The following is a 14,999-nucleotide window of genomic DNA, read 5'->3' on the forward strand; positions in this document are numbered from 1 at the left end:
TCCGTGAAGCCAATGGCCCTAGATCACTTCATCGTTTCATTGAAACGGTGAATTGATCCAATTCTTTGAAATTATGCAATTCCGGGCGGAAAACCGTTACACACTTTTCCTGGAATTGCTCTAGCCGCTCGATGTTCAGCCTCGGCTCTCGGGATTTCGACGCCGCAAATGCCCGAAGCGAAAACGGCCCGCTGCCGCCGTACGCACCATCATCATCTCGCCGATGGTCTCATGCGTCATTAGGCCGACGAGGCGACCAGTGCTATCCACGACGGCGACTGCCGGTGAATTCGCCTCCTGCATGAGCCGCAGGCTTTCCTCGAGGCGCTTGCGGTAATGGATGCTTGGCACGCCACGTCGCATCACCTCGATGACCGGGGTCGCCGCGCCCTTCTCCTTCAAGGTCCGGATTATGTCGTCACGCGTCAGCAAGCCCTCGATATGGCCGAAGGCATCGACAACGGGGAACTCGCGTTGCGTCGTCGCAAGGAGGGCCTCTATCGCCTCGTCGATGCTCGCCATGCGGTCGAGCGTCGCGAATTCGGTGATCATCACGTCGCTCACGAGAACGCTGCCGGAGACCTCGCGGATCTGGGCATTCTGCGCTTCCGCGCTTGCCGCCAGATAGACGAAGATCGCGATGAAGATCAGCAGCGGGTTGTAGAACAGGCCGAGAAAGCCGAAGACGAAGGCGAGGCCCTGGCCGATGAATGCGGCGATCTGGGTGGCGCGCGACCAGCTCAGGCGCGCGGCAAGTGCTGCACGCAGGACGCGGCCGCCGTCCATGGGGAAGGCCGGGATCATATTGAAAAGAACGAGAAAGACATTCACCCCGGCGAGCCGTGCCAGAAAGCCCATATGCGGGTCCTCGATCCCTGCTATTTGTTCCATGCCGACGGTGGTCCGGAGGAAGAGCAGGATCAAGCCGGCGATCGCGACGTTGACCAACGGTCCGGCGATCGCGATCACGAATTCCGCGCCCGGCTCCTCCGGCATCCGCTCGAGCCGGGCGACCCCTCCGATCGGGAGCAGGGTGATATCCGGCGTCTTGATGCCGAAATGGCGCGCCGCGGCGATATGGCCGAATTCGTGGAGAACGACGCAGGCGAAGACCGCCAGCACGAATGCGACGCCTTCAAGCGCGGCCGGTGCGCCGCCGATCCTGTAATGCATCAGCCATATCCAGACGAGCAGCAGCGCGAAGGTGACATGCACGCGAAGTGCGGTGCCGGCGATCGTTCCGATCCTGAAGGACCAAGCCATGCGATACGCTCCTGACGTGCTGTAGGCTTCGGCAAATCCTAGCCGTGAACCAGTGTACGCCGCCCGCGGAGCCTTTGACACGACCTCACCGAGCGGCGGGCAAACTTGGTTATCTGCACAACCGAATGCCGAGCAAGATCGTTCCGAAGCGACGGCCTGAATGGCTCGGCAAAGTCGAGCACGGTGAAGCGCAGCTCAATAGGCTCTCGCGGGAACAAAGAGACAGATCGTTCTTCCCCGGTCCTGGCCTGCAGCCGAGCACCAGTGATACTCGCCATCGGGCGATATGCGCACGCGTCTGTCGGAATAGGGGAGGACCTCGCCCGTCGCGTTGATGATATAACCTTGTGGGCGTTCGCTTATTGCTGTCTGGTTGACGTGGCGGCAGTCAAAATTCGAGCAGCAGGAGTTGGGGTATTTCCAGCCGGTTGGCGCGTCATGAGCATAGGCAAAGGTGCTCGTTGATATTCCGACAAGCAAAAAGAAAACTCCGCGCATCACGATCTCCTTCCAGGAGCGGAGTCGAAAGAGAACACGTCACATTCGAAACCCGCTCTAACCCATTGGAATCGAGCACGTTCCTCGACCATGTTCGAGGCGACGCGGAACATCGTGATCGACAGGAACGGTCGCCAATTCTTCAACGAAAGACACGGGGTCAGAACCGACAGCGTTCATTGATGCTTTCAAGCCGCGGGATCGGCCAAAAGTGATCCACACCAGCCGGCGTTACAGTTCAAATCTGGCGAATTAACGTCGTGCGGCTGCAGATGGCTTGCAAAACAACCTGTGCTGGTATAAATCCGCGCCCGGCTACTCAGGAATGGTGGATATCGACGGCGTCGCTTGCGCCTTCCACCAGTTGCATCGGCCAGAGCTTGTTTACCGCCGCCTGCGGATAATCATGGCTGAAGGCCGGCATGGTCGATAGCAGCGTTTCGGCCAAGGCGATACCGAGATCGCGCAGTGACAGCCGGAAGCAGGTGAGGGCCGGCGAGAGAAACTGGGCATGCGGACTGTAGCGGCCGATTACCGCGATATCACGTCCCGGTTTGACGCCGGCCTCGGAAAGGGCGCGGTAGAAGCCAATCGCAATCGTTTCATTGATCAGCACGATTGCAGTCGGACGCTCCCCGAGCGCCAGCAGATCGCGACCGACCTGATAACCGCCGGCTTCGTTGGGAGTCGACCGAAAGATCAGGCTGTCATCAAGGGTAAGGCCGTGCGACGCCAGGGCTTGCCGGCAGCGTTCGACGAAGACATAGCCGAGGTTGGTGTCGTCATGCGGCCGCGTGATGGCGATGCGGCGATGGCCGCGCGCCACGAGCCGGTCGATCGACGCCTGTGCCATGCCCTCGAAATCCAGGTCGAGCCAAGGCTGGCCGGCATCCGTGAGGGTGCGGCCGAGGGTGACGAAGGGAATATTGCGCTCGGCGAGAAAAGCGACGCGCGGATCATGTCTTTGCGTCGCCGAGAGGATGACGCCGTCGGCAAAGCCGCGGGCCACGACGCGGCGCAGGTAATCGCCGGGATCCTCCTGAGATGAGCAGAGCAGGGCGACGAGATCGAGCTTGTGCCTGGCGAAAACCGCCTGAACGCCATCGAAGACGCTCATGAAGAACGTGTCGCCCTGGCCGGTGATCTCGGTTCCGGTCTGCATCATGAAGCCGATGATGTTCGTCGTGCCCTGGCGGAGACTCCGGCCGGACTGGTTCGGCACGTAGCCGAGTTCTTTGGCTGCTGCCAGCACCCGCCTGCGCGTCTCCTCGTTGACGTCCGGGCGGCCGTTCAGCGCGCGTGAGACCGTTCCGATCGAGATGTCGAGATGCTGCGCAAGACGCCGAATACCCTTCATTCGCAGCGTTTCCTCCTCTGCCTGTCCGCGCGTGATCCGATTCCCTATTGACATGTTTCGGAAACTCCGCATAGTTCCGTAAACGTTTACGGGCGCCAAAACAAGGCGAAATCGTAGGTTTCGGGAGGAGAATCGTGATCTTGCGCGCAGTTCTGTGCGGGTGCGGAGCTATGGCCAGAGGCTGGGTGAAGGCGATCGCGGCCGACCCCGACCTCCGGTTGGCGATCCACTTCGTCGGCCTCGTCGACGTCAAGCCCGAAGTCGCCGTATCACTTGCCGCCGAGTTCGACCTCGAGGGAGTCGTCATCGGCTCGGATCTCGACGCGGTGCTCGCGGAAACGAAGCCGGACATCCTCTTCGATGTCGTCGTTCCAGCCGCGCGTCGTGACGTCGTCTCCGCCGGTTTCAGATACGGCTGCCACGTGCTCAGCGAGAAGCCGATGGCCGCCTCGCTCGATGCCGCCCGAGAGTTGATCCGGCTTGCCGACGAGGCAGGCAAGCTGCATGCGGTCGTGCAGAACCGCCGCTTCATCTCCGGCGTGCGCCGGATCCGCCGTTTCGTCGAAGCGGGTGGGCTCGGGGAACTGACCGGGATTCACTGCGACTTCTTCATTGGCGCCCATTTCGGCGGCTTTCGCGAAGAAATGGATCACGTCCTGCTTCTCGATATGGCGATCCACACTTTCGATGCCGCCCGCTTCATCGCCGACAAGAAGCCGCTCGCCGTCTATTGCCACGAGGAGAATCCACGCGGCTCCTGGTATCGCCACGGCGCGGCCGCAACGGCGATCTTCGAATTCTCGGATGAGGTCACCTTCACCTATCGGGGCTCCTGGTGCGCCGAGGGCGCCAATACGAGCTGGGAGAGCGCGTGGCGGATCACCGGGACACGCGGCACTTTGCTTTGGGACGGGGCTGAAGAATTCTGCGCCAATACGGTCACAGGCAGTGAAGGCCTGCTGCGCGAGCCGGTGCCCCTCGAAATTCCTGAACCTGCCCATCAGGGGCAAACGCATGGGCATGCCAGCGTGATTGCCGATTTCGTCGCTTCGATCCGCAGCGGAAAGAAGCCGGAGACGGCGAGCGACGATAATATCAACAGCCTTGCCATGGTGTTCGCGGCGATCGAGAGCGCCCGCGCCAGGCAACGCGTGACAATCTGAGCGAGGCAATCGATGAGCGACCCAGCAAAGTCCATTCGCATCGGCACAATGGTCAGCGCCACCAAGGGCGAGGCGGCGAAACGCATCGCCGAAATCGCCGACCTCGGCTTCGAAAGTTTCGAGCCGTTCTTCTGGCAGACCACCAACGGGCAGGATCTCGCCGAGTTGGGCAAGCGCTGCCGCGACGCGATCGGGGACCGCGACATCACCATCTCGACGCTCGGCATGTTCGGCAATCCGCTCGAGGAGACCGATATCGACCTGCAGACGCTTGAGGGCTGGAAGGACTGCATCGACAATGCCCATCATTTCGGTGCGACGTGCGTCGCGGGCTTCACCGGCCGCCTTCGCAACCGGCCGCTCACCGACAGCCTGCCGCGCTACCGCAAGGTCTGGCGGGAGCTTGCCGCGCGTGCCGCTGAGAAGGGCGTGAAGATCGCCTTCGAGAACTGCGCCATGGACGGCAACTGGGCGACGGGCGACTGGAACATCGCCCACAATCCGGACGCCTGGGAACTGATCTTCAACGAGACGCCGGACGATCATATCGGGCTCGAATGGGAGCCCTGCCACCAGATGGTCTACCTGATCGAGCCGCTGCCGCAGATCCGCAAATGGGCGCACAAGATTTTCCACGTGCACGGCAAGGACGCGACGATCCGCTGGGATGTCATCCGCGAGCACGGCATTTTCGGCAAGGAGAAGTTCGTCTTCATGCGCACGCCCGGCTTCGGCGATAGCAACTGGACCGACATCATCTCCGAGCTGAGGCTTGCCGGCTGGTCCGGCTCGATCGATATCGAAGGCTGGCACGATCCGGTCTATCGCGACGCGCTCGAAATGACCGGCCAGGTGCATGCGCTCAATTACCTGAAGACCTGCCGGGGCGGTGACTTCGTCGCCGATCCTGCCTGAGGCGAGACATGCCCGACGGGCGGCATGGAGGATGCCGGCCGCGGGTCAACGATTGAGAGGAGGAGTCCATGGGTATCAGCAGATATGCAATGCTGGGCGCATTCGCCCTTGCCAGCCTTTCCCTGCCGGCCTTGTCGGCAAGTGCGGAAGACGTGACGATCAGCGTCTGGTCGCTGGATAGAGACATCCAGCCGGCGCCGAACTTGATAAATGATTTCAATAAGCTCAATACGGGAATTAAAGTCGAATATCGGCAGATCCAGTTCGATGACGTCGTCAGCGAGGCGATGCGCGCTTATTCGACGGGCCAGGCACCGGACATCATCGCCGTCGACAATCCGGAGCATGCGCTGTTTTCCTCGCGCGGCGCCTTTCTCGATCTCAGCGAGATGATTGCGAAGTCGTCGGTTGTCAAGCCGGCGAACTACTTTCCCGGTCCGCTCGCGTCCGTGACGTGGGACAGCAAGTATTACGGCATTCCGAAGGCGACCAATACGATCGCCCTCTACTACAACAAGGACATGTTCAAGGCGAAGGGCCTTGATCCGGACAAGCCGCCGCAGACCTGGGACGAACTGGTCGAGGCGGCGCGCAAGCTGACGGACCCGGCCGCGAATGGCTACGGCCTCGCCTTCTCCGCGAAGGCGAACGAGGAGGGAACCTTCCAGTTCCTACCCTGGGCCCAGATGGCCGGCGGCGGCTACGACAAGATTAATGCCGAGGGCGCGGTCAAGGCGCTCGATATATGGAAGACGATCATCGACGAAAAGCTCGCCTCCCCGGATACGCTGACGCGCGGTCAATGGGATTCGACCGGCACGTTCAATTCCGGCAATGCGGCCATGGCGATTTCCGGCCCCTGGGAACTCGACCGAATGATCAAGGAGGCGAAGTTCGATTGGGGCGTAGCGCTGCTGCCGGTGCCGCAACTGGATGCGGAACGGTCCTCGGCGATGGGCGATTTCAACTGGGCGATCTTTTCCAGCACCGAGCATCCCGAAGAAGCTTTCAAGGTGCTTGAATATTTCGTTTCGCAGGACGAAAGGATGTTCGCGGACTTCGGGCAGTTGCCGGCCCGTTCCGACATCGCCATTCCGCCGACCGGCGAACCATTGAAGGATGCGGCCCTCAAGGTCTTCCTCGAGCAGTTGAAATACGCCAAGCCCCGTGGCCCGCATCCGGAATGGCCGAAGATTTCCAAAGCGATCCAGGACGCGATCCAGGCGGCTCTGACCGGGCAGATGAGCTCCAAGGAAGCGCTCGACCAGGCGGCTGAGAAGATCAAGGCGGTTCTGGGCTGAAAAAAGCCGCCAGCGAAATGGCGGCGGGCATTCACCGGCGGACTGCCCTTCTGCATCCGCTTAGTTTCCTCCCGAGAGAGGCGATCTCCGGCTTCGGCCGGGATCGCCCGCGGCGGCAGGGGATCGTCATGAAGAGATTGCTATCCAGCGTCACGGACGGAAGCGGCTTCGACATCGGCCTCGTGCTGTTGCCGCTTGCCTTCCTGTTCGTCTTGTCCGGCCTGCCGCTCGTCTACAATGTGGTGATGAGCTTCCAGGAAGTCGACATGTTCAGCCTCGGCAGCTTTTGGCGGCCGTTCGTCGGCTTCAAAAACTATGTCGATCTCTTCTCACAGCCGGAAACCCGGACCATTCTGCTCAATACGGCGCTGTTCGTCAGCGCCTCGATCGCCGGCCAATTCCTCATCGGCTTCGGCCTCGCTCTCTTCTTCTGGATGAATTTTCCAGGAGCATCGTGGCTGCGCGGTCTCTTTCTCGTCTCCTGGGTCATGCCCGGACTGGTCGTCGGCGCTATCTGGAACTGGATCCTTTCGGGCGATTTCGGCGTCCTCAACTTCTTTCTGAGGGAGATGGGCGTCATCGAGGGCAACATCTTCTGGCGTTCCGATCCGCACTACTCGCTCTGGGCGGTGATCATCGCGAATATCTGGCTGGGTACTTCCTTCAACATGATCCTGCTCTCGGTCGGGCTATCGGGCATACCGAAGGACCTCTACGAGGCAGCGGAGCTTGACGGAGCCAACTCGCTGCAGCGGTTCTTCACGATCACCCTACCGATGATGCGCTCAACGATCGGCGCGATCATAGCGCTCGGCCTGATCTTCACCCTGCAGCAATTCGATCTCTTCGCAGGCATCACCTCGGGTGGCCCGAACAACGCGTCCAATGTAACCCAATATTGGGCTTGGGACCTTTCGTTCCGCCAGTACGACTTTGCCAAGGGCGCGACGATCTCGGTGATCATGATCGTCTTCGTGATGCTTGCTTCCGTGGTTTACGTACGCTCCACCCGCCATGAGGTCCGAGGATGAGTGACACCTTCCGCAATCGGCTGATGGTCGGCGTCGCGCTCGCCCTCGCGGCCATCTACCTCTTCCCGCTCTACTGGATGTACATCACCGCGTTGAAGACCGGGTCGGCGATGTTCGCGACCCCACCGAAATTCTTGCCCAGCGAGCCGCAATGGAGCATCTACTCCTACGTCTGGGAAAGCCGCAACATGGGGCGCTACCTGTGGAATTCGCTGGTTATCGCCCTGGGCGCAGTATCGCTCATCACGGTGCTCGGCGTCGGCTGCGCCTATGTGCTGGCGCGCTACCGCAATGTCTGGGTTGATGTCGGGCTGTTCCTGATCCTGATGCTTCAGGTGCTGCCCGCCTCGCTGATGGTGACGCCGATCTTCGTTGGCTTCTCGCAATTCGGCCTGCTCGACATGCCGCGGCTTGCCGTCATCCTGGCGATTGCCGCAAAGAGCATGCCCTTTTTCGTCGTGCTCGTCCGGGCGACTTTCATGAGTGTCCCGATGGAACTCGAAGAGGCGGCGCTGGTCGACGGCAATTCGCGGATCGGCGCGTTCTTCAACATCGTCCTGCCGCTTGCGAGAAACGGCATCCTGGTCAGCGCAATCCTGATCTTCATGCAGGCCTTCGGCGAATTCGTCTATTCGAAATCGCTGATCCAGGCGGTGGAACTGCAGCCCGCCAGCGTCGGCCTCAACTCCTTCATGGGACCGAACACCAATGAATGGAACAACATCATGGCCTACGCCACGATCTACGTGACGCCCATTCTCGCCGCCTTCGTCCTCTTGCAGCGCCGCATCGTTTCCGGCCTCACCTCGGGAGCCCTCAAATGACCCTCCAGATCGAGCTCAACGGCGTCAACAAATACTATGGGGCCTTCCACGCGTTGAAGGACATCAACCTCGCCATAGAGGAGGGGACGTTCGTTGCGCTTGTAGGTCCTTCCGGCTGCGGCAAGTCCACACTGCTCCGCTCGCTCGCCGGCCTCGAGAAGATCACGACCGGAGATATGAAGATCGCCGGGCAACTGATGAACAACGTTCCGCCGCGCAAGCGCGACGTCGCGATGGTGTTCCAGTCCTACGCGCTCTACCCGCACATGACCGTCGAGGAGAACTTGACCTACAGTCTGCGCATTCGCGGCGTGAAGAAGGCGGAAGCCCGCAAGGCGGCCGAAGAGGTGGCCGCGACCACGGGGCTCTCGCACCTGATGAAACGCTATCCGCGGGAGCTGTCGGGTGGCCAGCGCCAGCGCGTGGCGATGAGCCGCGCCATCATCCGTCATCCGAAGGCCTTCCTGTTCGACGAGCCGCTCTCGAACCTCGACGCCGCCCTTCGGGTCCACATGCGCAAGGAGATCCGGGCACTGCACGATCGGCTGCACGCAACGTCGGTCTATGTGACGCACGACCAGATCGAGGCGATGACCATGGCCGACCACGTCGTCGTCATGCGCGACGGCGTGATCGAGCAGCAGGGACGGCCGCTCGACCTCTATGACAAACCTGCCAACCGTTTCGTTGCCGGCTTCATCGGATCGCCGGCGATGAACTTCATCCCGGCCATCGTCGGCGAGGGCGGGTTGGACGCAATCCTCGATTTCGGCAGGACGCGGGCGAGGCTGCCGCTAGCCACTCGCCTGGCGCCCGGCCTTGCCGTCTCGGTCGGCATCCGCCCGGAGCATATCAGGATCGTCGCCGCCGGCGAGGGGGCCTTCGATATTCCCGTCGGCATCGTCGAGTCAACGGGCTCGGCCACATACGTCACCACCGCGACGCAACCCGAATTGACGGTCGTCGAGACCGGACGCGGAGAGGTGAAAAGCGGCGACGTCATCGGACTGGCGATCGATCCGAGGCAATTGCATTTGTTCGACGCGGAAACGGGGAAGCGGATCGAGGCGTCGCCCGCCATGGCCGCCTCCCCGCCGCGCCTCCAGCTTGCCGAGCGGGCGAGATAGGGCGGCGACCGGGGCCGCGCGTCTTTATGAGGACGGCTCTTGCGCCCTCAGATTCAGGATCAGCCGCTCCTGGCCAACCCGGATGACGTGTTCCATGGCGCTGCGTGCGCCCTCTTCGTTGCGGCGGCCGATCTCCTCGACGATGCGAATATGCGCCATGGCGACCCGATCGATTTCGGCGTCATCGGCTGACGGGCTTGTGAGCCTGAATACACCGACCAGTGCGGCCTCGATCAGGCTCCCGACCGAGCGCATGAAGGGATTGAGCGACGCCTCCAGCAGCCGCAGGTGAAATTCGAGGTCGGCTTTCGCCAGCGTCTGGCCGCTATGGCCCGCGTCCGCCATGGCTACGGCAAGCCGCATCATCCAGGCGATATCGGCATCGGTTGCGCGGCGGGCGGCGAGGCTTGCCGCATAGGGTTCGAGGGCGAGGCGCACTTCGCTGACGTGACGCAGGAACGTCTCGTCGACGCCGGCGCTGAAATGCCAGGTGAGCACATCGCCATCGAACAGGTTCCAGTTGGCCCGCGGCATGACGCGCGTGCCGATCCGCGCCCGAGCCACGACGAGCCCCTTGGCGGCAAGCGTCTTCATCGCTTCGCGCAGGACGGTTCGGGAAACGTTGAAGCGCGCCGCAAGTTCCGTGTCGCCGGGAAGCGTCTCGCCGACCGGGAACTGACCGGAAACGATCGCCTGGCCAAGCTCGTCGACGACGAGCCTGTGGCTGGTTCGCTTGCCCGGCTGATTGCCGAAACCCGACGACGGCATTTTACACGGCCCTCCACCTCGTCATGCGTGTTGCCGTTCGGGACGGGACAGGCGGATGATACCCTTCTGGAGCAGGATGAAGGCAAAGAGCAGCAGGCCGATCAGGATCTTGGTCCACCAGCTCGAAAGCGTTCCGTCGAAGGTGATGTAGGTCTGGATGAGACCCTGGATGAAGATGCCAACCAGCGTGCCGGCAACGAAGCCCGACCCGCCGGTCAACAGCGTGCCGCCGATGACGACCGCGGTGATCGCATCGAGCTCGACGCCGACCGCAGCGAGAGAATAGCCGGCGGAGGTATAGAGCGAGAAGACGATGCCGGAGAGACCTGCCAGCAGCCCCGAAAGTGCGTAGATCCTGATCGTCGTGCCGGCGACAGGCACGCCCATGAGTTTGGCCGTCGCCGTGCCGCCGCCAAGCGCATAGACATTGGTGCCGAAACGCGTCCGGTGCGCAACGAGGATGCCGACCGCGAAGACAAGCAGCATGAGCCCGCCGATGAGGGTGATCCGTCCGCCGCCCGGCAGCTTGAAGTAGAGGCTCTTCAACGTCGCGTAGAACGGATGCTTGATCGGGATGGAATCGATCGAGAGCACGAAGGCCATGCCGCGGGCGAGGAACATTCCGGCAAGGGTGACGATGAAGGCCGGCATTTCGAGGTGATGGATGATCGCGCCCATCAGCGCCCCGAAGAGCGTCGTGATCGCAAGAACCAGGGCGAAAGCGGCAAGTGGATGTATGCTGGTCTGTTCGAGCACGACGGCGAGGAAGACGCCGGTAAAGGCGATCACCGCGCCGACAGAGAGGTCGATGCCACCCGAGAGAATGACGAAGGTCATGCCGACGGCGGCAATGCCGAGGAAGGCGTTGTCGGTGAGTAGGTTGCCGATTACCCGCGTCGAAAGCATGTTCGGGTATTGCGCCACACAGAGCGCGTAGCTCAGAAGGAAGATCAGGATCGTTGCCGTAAGCGGAAGGTATTTCTGCTTCATTTTGCTTCTCGCTCGGTCGGCTTGCCGGCTGCGCGTGGCATGCTCACGTATGTGAAGGCGGTCCGGAAACGGGGCGACTGCAGCACCAGGATGAAGACGATGATCGCCGCCTTGATGATCAGGTTGAATTCCGGCGGGAAGCCCGACAGGAGGATGCCGGTGTTGATCGCCTGGATGATGACGGCGCCGAGCACCGATGCGGCGATGCTGAACCGGCCGCCGAGCAGCGACGTCCCGCCGACCACGACCGCGAGGATCGCGTCGAGCTCCAGCCAGAGCCCGGCATTGTTGGCGTCGGCCCCCTTGATGTCGGCGGCGGCGATGATACCGGCGATCGCCGCGCACAGGCCGGAAAGGACATAAGCCGCGATCAGCAGCACCGGCGTGAAGACGCCCGAGAGCGTGCTCGCCTCCCTGTTGACGCCGACCGCTTCGACCAGCATCCCGAGCGCCGTCTGCCGGACGACGAGCGCGACCAGAATGCCGAAGATCAGCCAGATGACGACTGGCATCGGCAGGCCCAGGAAGGAGCCGCTGCCGATGAAGATGAGGCCGGGATCGATGAAGGTGAGGATGGCGCCCTCGGTGATGAGCTGGGCGATGCCGCGCCCGGCGACCATCAGCACGAGGGTGGCGATGATCGGCTGGATATCGAGGACGGCGACGAGGATGCCGTTCCAGACCCCGCAGAGGATGCCGACGGCGAGCGTGACAAGCAGCGTCTCGACGAGTGAATGGCCGGAGGTGATCAGCGAGGCGGATACCGCGCCGCAGATCGCCATCACGGCGCCGACCGAGAGATCGATGCCCTTGGTGGCGATGACGACCGTCATGCCGATCGCCAGCAGCACCACGGGCGCGCCGCGGTTGAGGATATCGATGAGGCTGCCGTAAAGCCGGCCGTTCTGGATCTGCAGGTTGAGGAAACCTGGAAAAATGATTGAAATCGCGGTGATAATGATTGCCAGCGCGATCAATTGCGGCAGCAGCCTGCCAAGATAGGTCCGGACGGTCGATGTCACGATGCCTCCCGCTCGTTTGCCGCTGCGATCGCTTCGACGATCTGATGCGCTGTAATACGGTCTCCGCCGAGCTCGGCGACGTGGCTGCGGTCGCGCAGCACGACGACCCGCGAGCTATAGGCGACCAGCTCCTCGATTTCGGACGAGATGACGATCAACGACAGGCCCTTCTCGCGCAGGCTCTCGATCAGCCTGACGATCTCGGCATGCGCGCCGACATCGATGCCGCGCGTCGGTTCGTCGAGGATCAGGAATTCTGGTTCGGTCGCAAGCCAGCGGGCGAGGATCGCCTTCTGCTGGTTGCCGCCGGATAGGAGCTTGATCGGCTTCTCGCGGTCGGCGGTGCGGATGTCGAGCGCCCGAATATACTGATCGGCCAGCCGGTTCTGTTCGGCGCGCGAGAGCGGCCGCGTCCAGCCGCGCCTTGCCTGCAGGGCGAGCACGATGTTCTCGCGCACCGACAAATCGCCGACGATACCGGCCGTCTTGCGGTCTTCCGGGCAGAAGCCGAATTTGTGGCGGATCGCGGCCCGCGGCGACGACAGATCGACCGTCTGGCCGTCGATTTCCGCGCTGCCGCTGTCGGCGCGATGGGCGCCGAAAAGCACCTCCGCTGTCTCGGTGCGCCCCGAGCCGAGCAAGCCGGCGATGCCGACCACCTCGCCGGCCCGGACGTCGAGATCGAAAGGGTTGATACGGCCGCGGCGGCCATAGTTCCTGAAGCGGTAGCGCATCCGGCCTTCGGCGGTTTCGGTGCGCGCAGAATGAATCTCGGCTGCGAGCTCACGACCGATCATCATGGCGATCAGGTCGCGCCGGTTGAGGTCGGAGGTTTCGCGCGTGCCGACCAGCTGACCGTTGCGCAGCACGGTGATGCGGTCGGAGATTTCGTAGACCTGCTCGAGGAAGTGGGTGATGAAGATGATGCCGAGCCCGCGCGCCTTGAGGCGCCGGACGATGCGGAAGAGCATGGCGACCTCGTGCGCGTCGAGGCTCGCCGTCGGCTCGTCGAGGATCAGCACCTTGCCGGACAGATCGACGGCGCGGGCGATCGCCACGACCTGCTGGATCGCCACCGAATAGCTTGCCAGGTCGCGGGTGACATCAAGGTCGAGCTCGTATTCGGCGAGCAGTTCGCGGGCCTTGCGGTTCATGGTGCGCGTATCGACCATGCCGAAGCGGCGCGGCTGGCGTCCGAGGAAGAGATTTTCCGCGACCGTCAGGTTCGGCAGGAGGTTTACCTCCTGGTAGACGGTGCCGATACCGAGCCGCTGGGCATCGAAAGTATCGCGCGGGTCGACCTCTGCGCCGTCGAGCAGAATGCTGCCTCCGTCCCGCCGATAGGCGCCGGTCAGGCACTTGATAAGCGTCGATTTGCCGGCGCCGTTTTCACCGAGCAGCGCATGAACCTCGCCACGCCGCAGGTGAAAATCGACCTTGTCGAGAGCCTTCGTTCCGGGAAAGCCCTTCTCGATCCGGACAGCCGAAAGAATATTGTCGCTGTTGGTCTGCATGAAACTGTCTCTGCGTTGGAAGGCGGTGCAATCGGCCTCTGGGGCGGATGCACGCCATTCCTCGCCATGGGTCAGGCGTTCTTTCGCGGTGCGCGGCACAAGCCGCGGAACATTACGGCCCGCGCGAGCGTATCGCGCGGACCGCAAGCGAGATCAGTATCCGAGGCCCTTCTTTTCCTCGTAGACCTTCATCGGATCGTCGGCCTGGGTATAAAGCTTCGATTCCGTCTGGATCCACTTCGCCGGTTCCTTGCCGTCCTTCAGATAGGTGGCAAGCACGTCGAAGGCGGGGCCGGCCATGTTCGGCGTCAGCTCGACTGTGGCGTTGGCTTCGCCGGCGGCCATGGCCTGGAAGATATCCGGCACGGCATCGATCGAGACGACGAGGATGTCCTTGCCCGGCTTCAGGCCGGCTTCCTTGATCGCCTGGATGGCGCCGACGGCCATGTCGTCGTTATGGGCATAGAGCGCGCAGATGTTCTTGCCGCCGTCCTCGGCCTTCAGGAAGCTTTCCATGACTTCCTTGCCCTTGGTGCGGGTGAAGTCGCCGGTCTGGCTGCGGACGATCTTCAGGTTGTCCTTGCCGGCGAGCGCCGCTTCGAAGCCTTTCTTGCGATCGATCGCCGGGGAGGAGCCCGTCGTGCCCTGAAGCTCGACGACGTTGCAGGGCTTGCCGGCAACCGTGTCGACAAGCCACTTGCCGGCGACATTGCCCTCATGCACGAGATCGGATGTCACCGCCGTCAGGTAGAGCTCCTTCGGTGCGTCGACGGTGCGGTCGAGCAGGATCACCGGAATTTCCGCATCCTTGGCTTCCTGCAGGACTTCGTCCCAGCCGGTGGCGACGACCGGCGCCAGAAGGATGGCGTTGACGCCCTGGGCGATGAAGGACCGGATCGCCTTGATCTGGTTTTCCTGCTTCTGCTGGGCATCGGCGAATTTCAGGTCGATGCCGCGCTGTTCGGCCTGCTGCTTGGTCAGCGTCGTCTCGGCGGCGCGCCAGCCGGACTCCGAACCGATCTGGGAAAAGCCGACGACCAGATCGGCAGCCGAGGCGCTGCCGAAGGTGCAGGCAGCAAGGATCGTTGCACTAGCAAGTGCCTTCACGAATTTCATGATTTCCTCCCAAAGAAAGCTGCTCTCCATGCAGCTGTCGAGAAAAAATCATATAATATTACTTTTGTAAACTCACATTTGTCGCGGCCGCCGCTCGTCCCCAAAAATTC

General features: G+C 62.3%; 14 protein-coding genes. 6 read left to right on the top strand and 8 right to left on the bottom strand.

Features of this window, described 5'->3' with window-relative positions; all coding sequences use genetic code 11:
* Window positions 1-135: 135 nt before the first annotated feature.
* The 3 genes from RHIBR816_RS0114245 to RHIBR816_RS0114255 all read right to left on the bottom strand — a co-directional run bounded on the left by RHIBR816_RS0114245 (window position 136) and on the right by RHIBR816_RS0114255 (window position 3,118).
* The gene (locus RHIBR816_RS0114245) at window positions 136-1,263 is read right to left on the bottom strand and encodes a site-2 protease family protein (RefSeq protein ID WP_018237230.1); all 1,128 of its coding nucleotides are present in this window, start codon (window positions 1,261-1,263) and stop codon (window positions 136-138) included.
* Between the two features lie 195 nt (window positions 1,264-1,458).
* On the bottom strand, window positions 1,459-1,761 hold the full coding sequence (locus tag RHIBR816_RS35955; protein WP_084811073.1) for a hypothetical protein: 303 nt from the start codon (window positions 1,759-1,761) through the stop codon (window positions 1,459-1,461).
* A gap of 319 nt (window positions 1,762-2,080) precedes the next feature.
* A complete protein-coding gene (locus tag RHIBR816_RS0114255; RefSeq protein WP_018237232.1) occupies window positions 2,081-3,118 on the bottom strand; it encodes a LacI family DNA-binding transcriptional regulator in 1,038 nt (345 codons plus the stop codon).
* A 134-nt stretch (window positions 3,119-3,252) separates the two neighbouring features.
* Between RHIBR816_RS0114255 and RHIBR816_RS0114260 the strand changes: the two genes are divergently transcribed.
* The 6 genes from RHIBR816_RS0114260 (at window position 3,253) to RHIBR816_RS0114285 (ending at window position 9,479) form a co-directional block, all read left to right on the top strand.
* Window positions 3,253-4,281, top strand: a complete 1,029-nt coding sequence (locus RHIBR816_RS0114260) for a Gfo/Idh/MocA family protein (protein WP_198294145.1) — start codon at window positions 3,253-3,255, stop codon at window positions 4,279-4,281.
* Window positions 4,282-4,293: 12 nt separating this feature from the next.
* Window positions 4,294-5,196 (top strand): sugar phosphate isomerase/epimerase, encoded by a 903-nt coding sequence (locus tag RHIBR816_RS0114265; RefSeq protein WP_018237234.1) that lies wholly within the window; start codon window positions 4,294-4,296, stop codon window positions 5,194-5,196.
* Window positions 5,197-5,264: 68 nt separating this feature from the next.
* Window positions 5,265-6,497, top strand: a complete 1,233-nt coding sequence (locus RHIBR816_RS0114270) for a sugar ABC transporter substrate-binding protein (RefSeq protein ID WP_018237235.1) — start codon at window positions 5,265-5,267, stop codon at window positions 6,495-6,497.
* A 128-nt stretch (window positions 6,498-6,625) separates the two neighbouring features.
* On the top strand, window positions 6,626-7,528 hold the full coding sequence (locus tag RHIBR816_RS0114275; protein ID WP_026186994.1) for a carbohydrate ABC transporter permease: 903 nt from the start codon (window positions 6,626-6,628) through the stop codon (window positions 7,526-7,528).
* Complete coding sequence (locus tag RHIBR816_RS0114280) at window positions 7,525-8,352, top strand: carbohydrate ABC transporter permease (RefSeq protein ID WP_018237237.1); 828 nt, start codon at window positions 7,525-7,527, stop codon at window positions 8,350-8,352. Before RHIBR816_RS0114275 ends, RHIBR816_RS0114280 begins: the two co-directional genes overlap by 4 nt.
* On the top strand, window positions 8,349-9,479 hold the full coding sequence (locus RHIBR816_RS0114285) for an ABC transporter ATP-binding protein (protein WP_018237238.1): 1,131 nt from the start codon (window positions 8,349-8,351) through the stop codon (window positions 9,477-9,479). The genes RHIBR816_RS0114280 and RHIBR816_RS0114285 overlap by 4 nt, the downstream gene beginning before the upstream one ends.
* Before the next feature lie 24 nt (window positions 9,480-9,503).
* Here the strand turns inward: RHIBR816_RS0114285 and RHIBR816_RS0114290 are convergent, their stop codons facing one another.
* The 5 genes from RHIBR816_RS0114290 to ytfQ all read right to left on the bottom strand — a co-directional run bounded on the left by RHIBR816_RS0114290 (window position 9,504) and on the right by ytfQ (window position 14,889).
* Window positions 9,504-10,247 carry a FadR/GntR family transcriptional regulator gene (locus RHIBR816_RS0114290; protein ID WP_018237239.1) on the bottom strand — a complete coding sequence of 248 codons (744 nt, stop codon included), beginning with the start codon at window positions 10,245-10,247 and terminating at the stop codon, window positions 9,504-9,506.
* A 21-nt stretch (window positions 10,248-10,268) separates the two neighbouring features.
* The gene (yjfF, locus tag RHIBR816_RS0114295) at window positions 10,269-11,237 is read right to left on the bottom strand and encodes a galactofuranose ABC transporter, permease protein YjfF (RefSeq protein WP_018237240.1); all 969 of its coding nucleotides are present in this window, start codon (window positions 11,235-11,237) and stop codon (window positions 10,269-10,271) included.
* Window positions 11,234-12,259, bottom strand: a complete 1,026-nt coding sequence (locus RHIBR816_RS0114300; RefSeq protein WP_018237241.1) for an ABC transporter permease — start codon at window positions 12,257-12,259, stop codon at window positions 11,234-11,236. Before RHIBR816_RS0114300 ends, yjfF begins: the two co-directional genes overlap by 4 nt.
* Window positions 12,256-13,773, bottom strand: coding sequence for a galactofuranose ABC transporter, ATP-binding protein YtfR (ytfR, locus tag RHIBR816_RS0114305; protein WP_026186995.1), 1,518 nt, complete (start codon window positions 13,771-13,773; stop codon window positions 12,256-12,258). The genes RHIBR816_RS0114300 and ytfR overlap by 4 nt, the downstream gene beginning before the upstream one ends.
* A gap of 153 nt (window positions 13,774-13,926) precedes the next feature.
* The gene (gene ytfQ, locus RHIBR816_RS0114310) at window positions 13,927-14,889 is read right to left on the bottom strand and encodes a galactofuranose ABC transporter, galactofuranose-binding protein YtfQ (protein ID WP_026186996.1); all 963 of its coding nucleotides are present in this window, start codon (window positions 14,887-14,889) and stop codon (window positions 13,927-13,929) included.
* Window positions 14,890-14,999: the final 110 nt, after the last annotated feature.

Source organism: Ensifer sp. BR816, assembly GCF_000378985.1.
Lineage (GTDB): Bacteria > Pseudomonadota > Alphaproteobacteria > Rhizobiales > Rhizobiaceae > Sinorhizobium.

Excerpts from the sequence above, each read along its gene's own strand:
- ytfR (WP_026186995.1), bottom strand. The coding sequence starts at position 13,773 with ATGCAGACCAACAGCGACAATATTCTTTCGGCTGTCCGGATCGAGAAG.
- RHIBR816_RS0114265 (WP_018237234.1), top strand. The coding sequence starts at position 4,294 with ATGAGCGACCCAGCAAAGTCCATTCGCATCGGCACAATGGTCAGCGCC.
- yjfF (WP_018237240.1), bottom strand. The coding sequence starts at position 11,237 with ATGAAGCAGAAATACCTTCCGCTTACGGCAACGATCCTGATCTTCCTT.
- RHIBR816_RS35955 (WP_084811073.1), bottom strand. The coding sequence starts at position 1,761 with ATGCGCGGAGTTTTCTTTTTGCTTGTCGGAATATCAACGAGCACCTTT.
- RHIBR816_RS0114280 (WP_018237237.1), top strand. The coding sequence starts at position 7,525 with ATGAGTGACACCTTCCGCAATCGGCTGATGGTCGGCGTCGCGCTCGCC.
- RHIBR816_RS0114275 (WP_026186994.1), top strand. The coding sequence starts at position 6,626 with ATGAAGAGATTGCTATCCAGCGTCACGGACGGAAGCGGCTTCGACATC.
- RHIBR816_RS0114255 (WP_018237232.1), bottom strand. The coding sequence starts at position 3,118 with ATGAAGGGTATTCGGCGTCTTGCGCAGCATCTCGACATCTCGATCGGA.
- RHIBR816_RS0114285 (WP_018237238.1), top strand. The coding sequence starts at position 8,349 with ATGACCCTCCAGATCGAGCTCAACGGCGTCAACAAATACTATGGGGCC.
- RHIBR816_RS0114245 (WP_018237230.1), bottom strand. The coding sequence starts at position 1,263 with ATGGCTTGGTCCTTCAGGATCGGAACGATCGCCGGCACCGCACTTCGC.
- ytfQ (WP_026186996.1), bottom strand. The coding sequence starts at position 14,889 with ATGAAATTCGTGAAGGCACTTGCTAGTGCAACGATCCTTGCTGCCTGC.
- RHIBR816_RS0114290 (WP_018237239.1), bottom strand. The coding sequence starts at position 10,247 with ATGCCGTCGTCGGGTTTCGGCAATCAGCCGGGCAAGCGAACCAGCCAC.
- RHIBR816_RS0114270 (WP_018237235.1), top strand. The coding sequence starts at position 5,265 with ATGGGTATCAGCAGATATGCAATGCTGGGCGCATTCGCCCTTGCCAGC.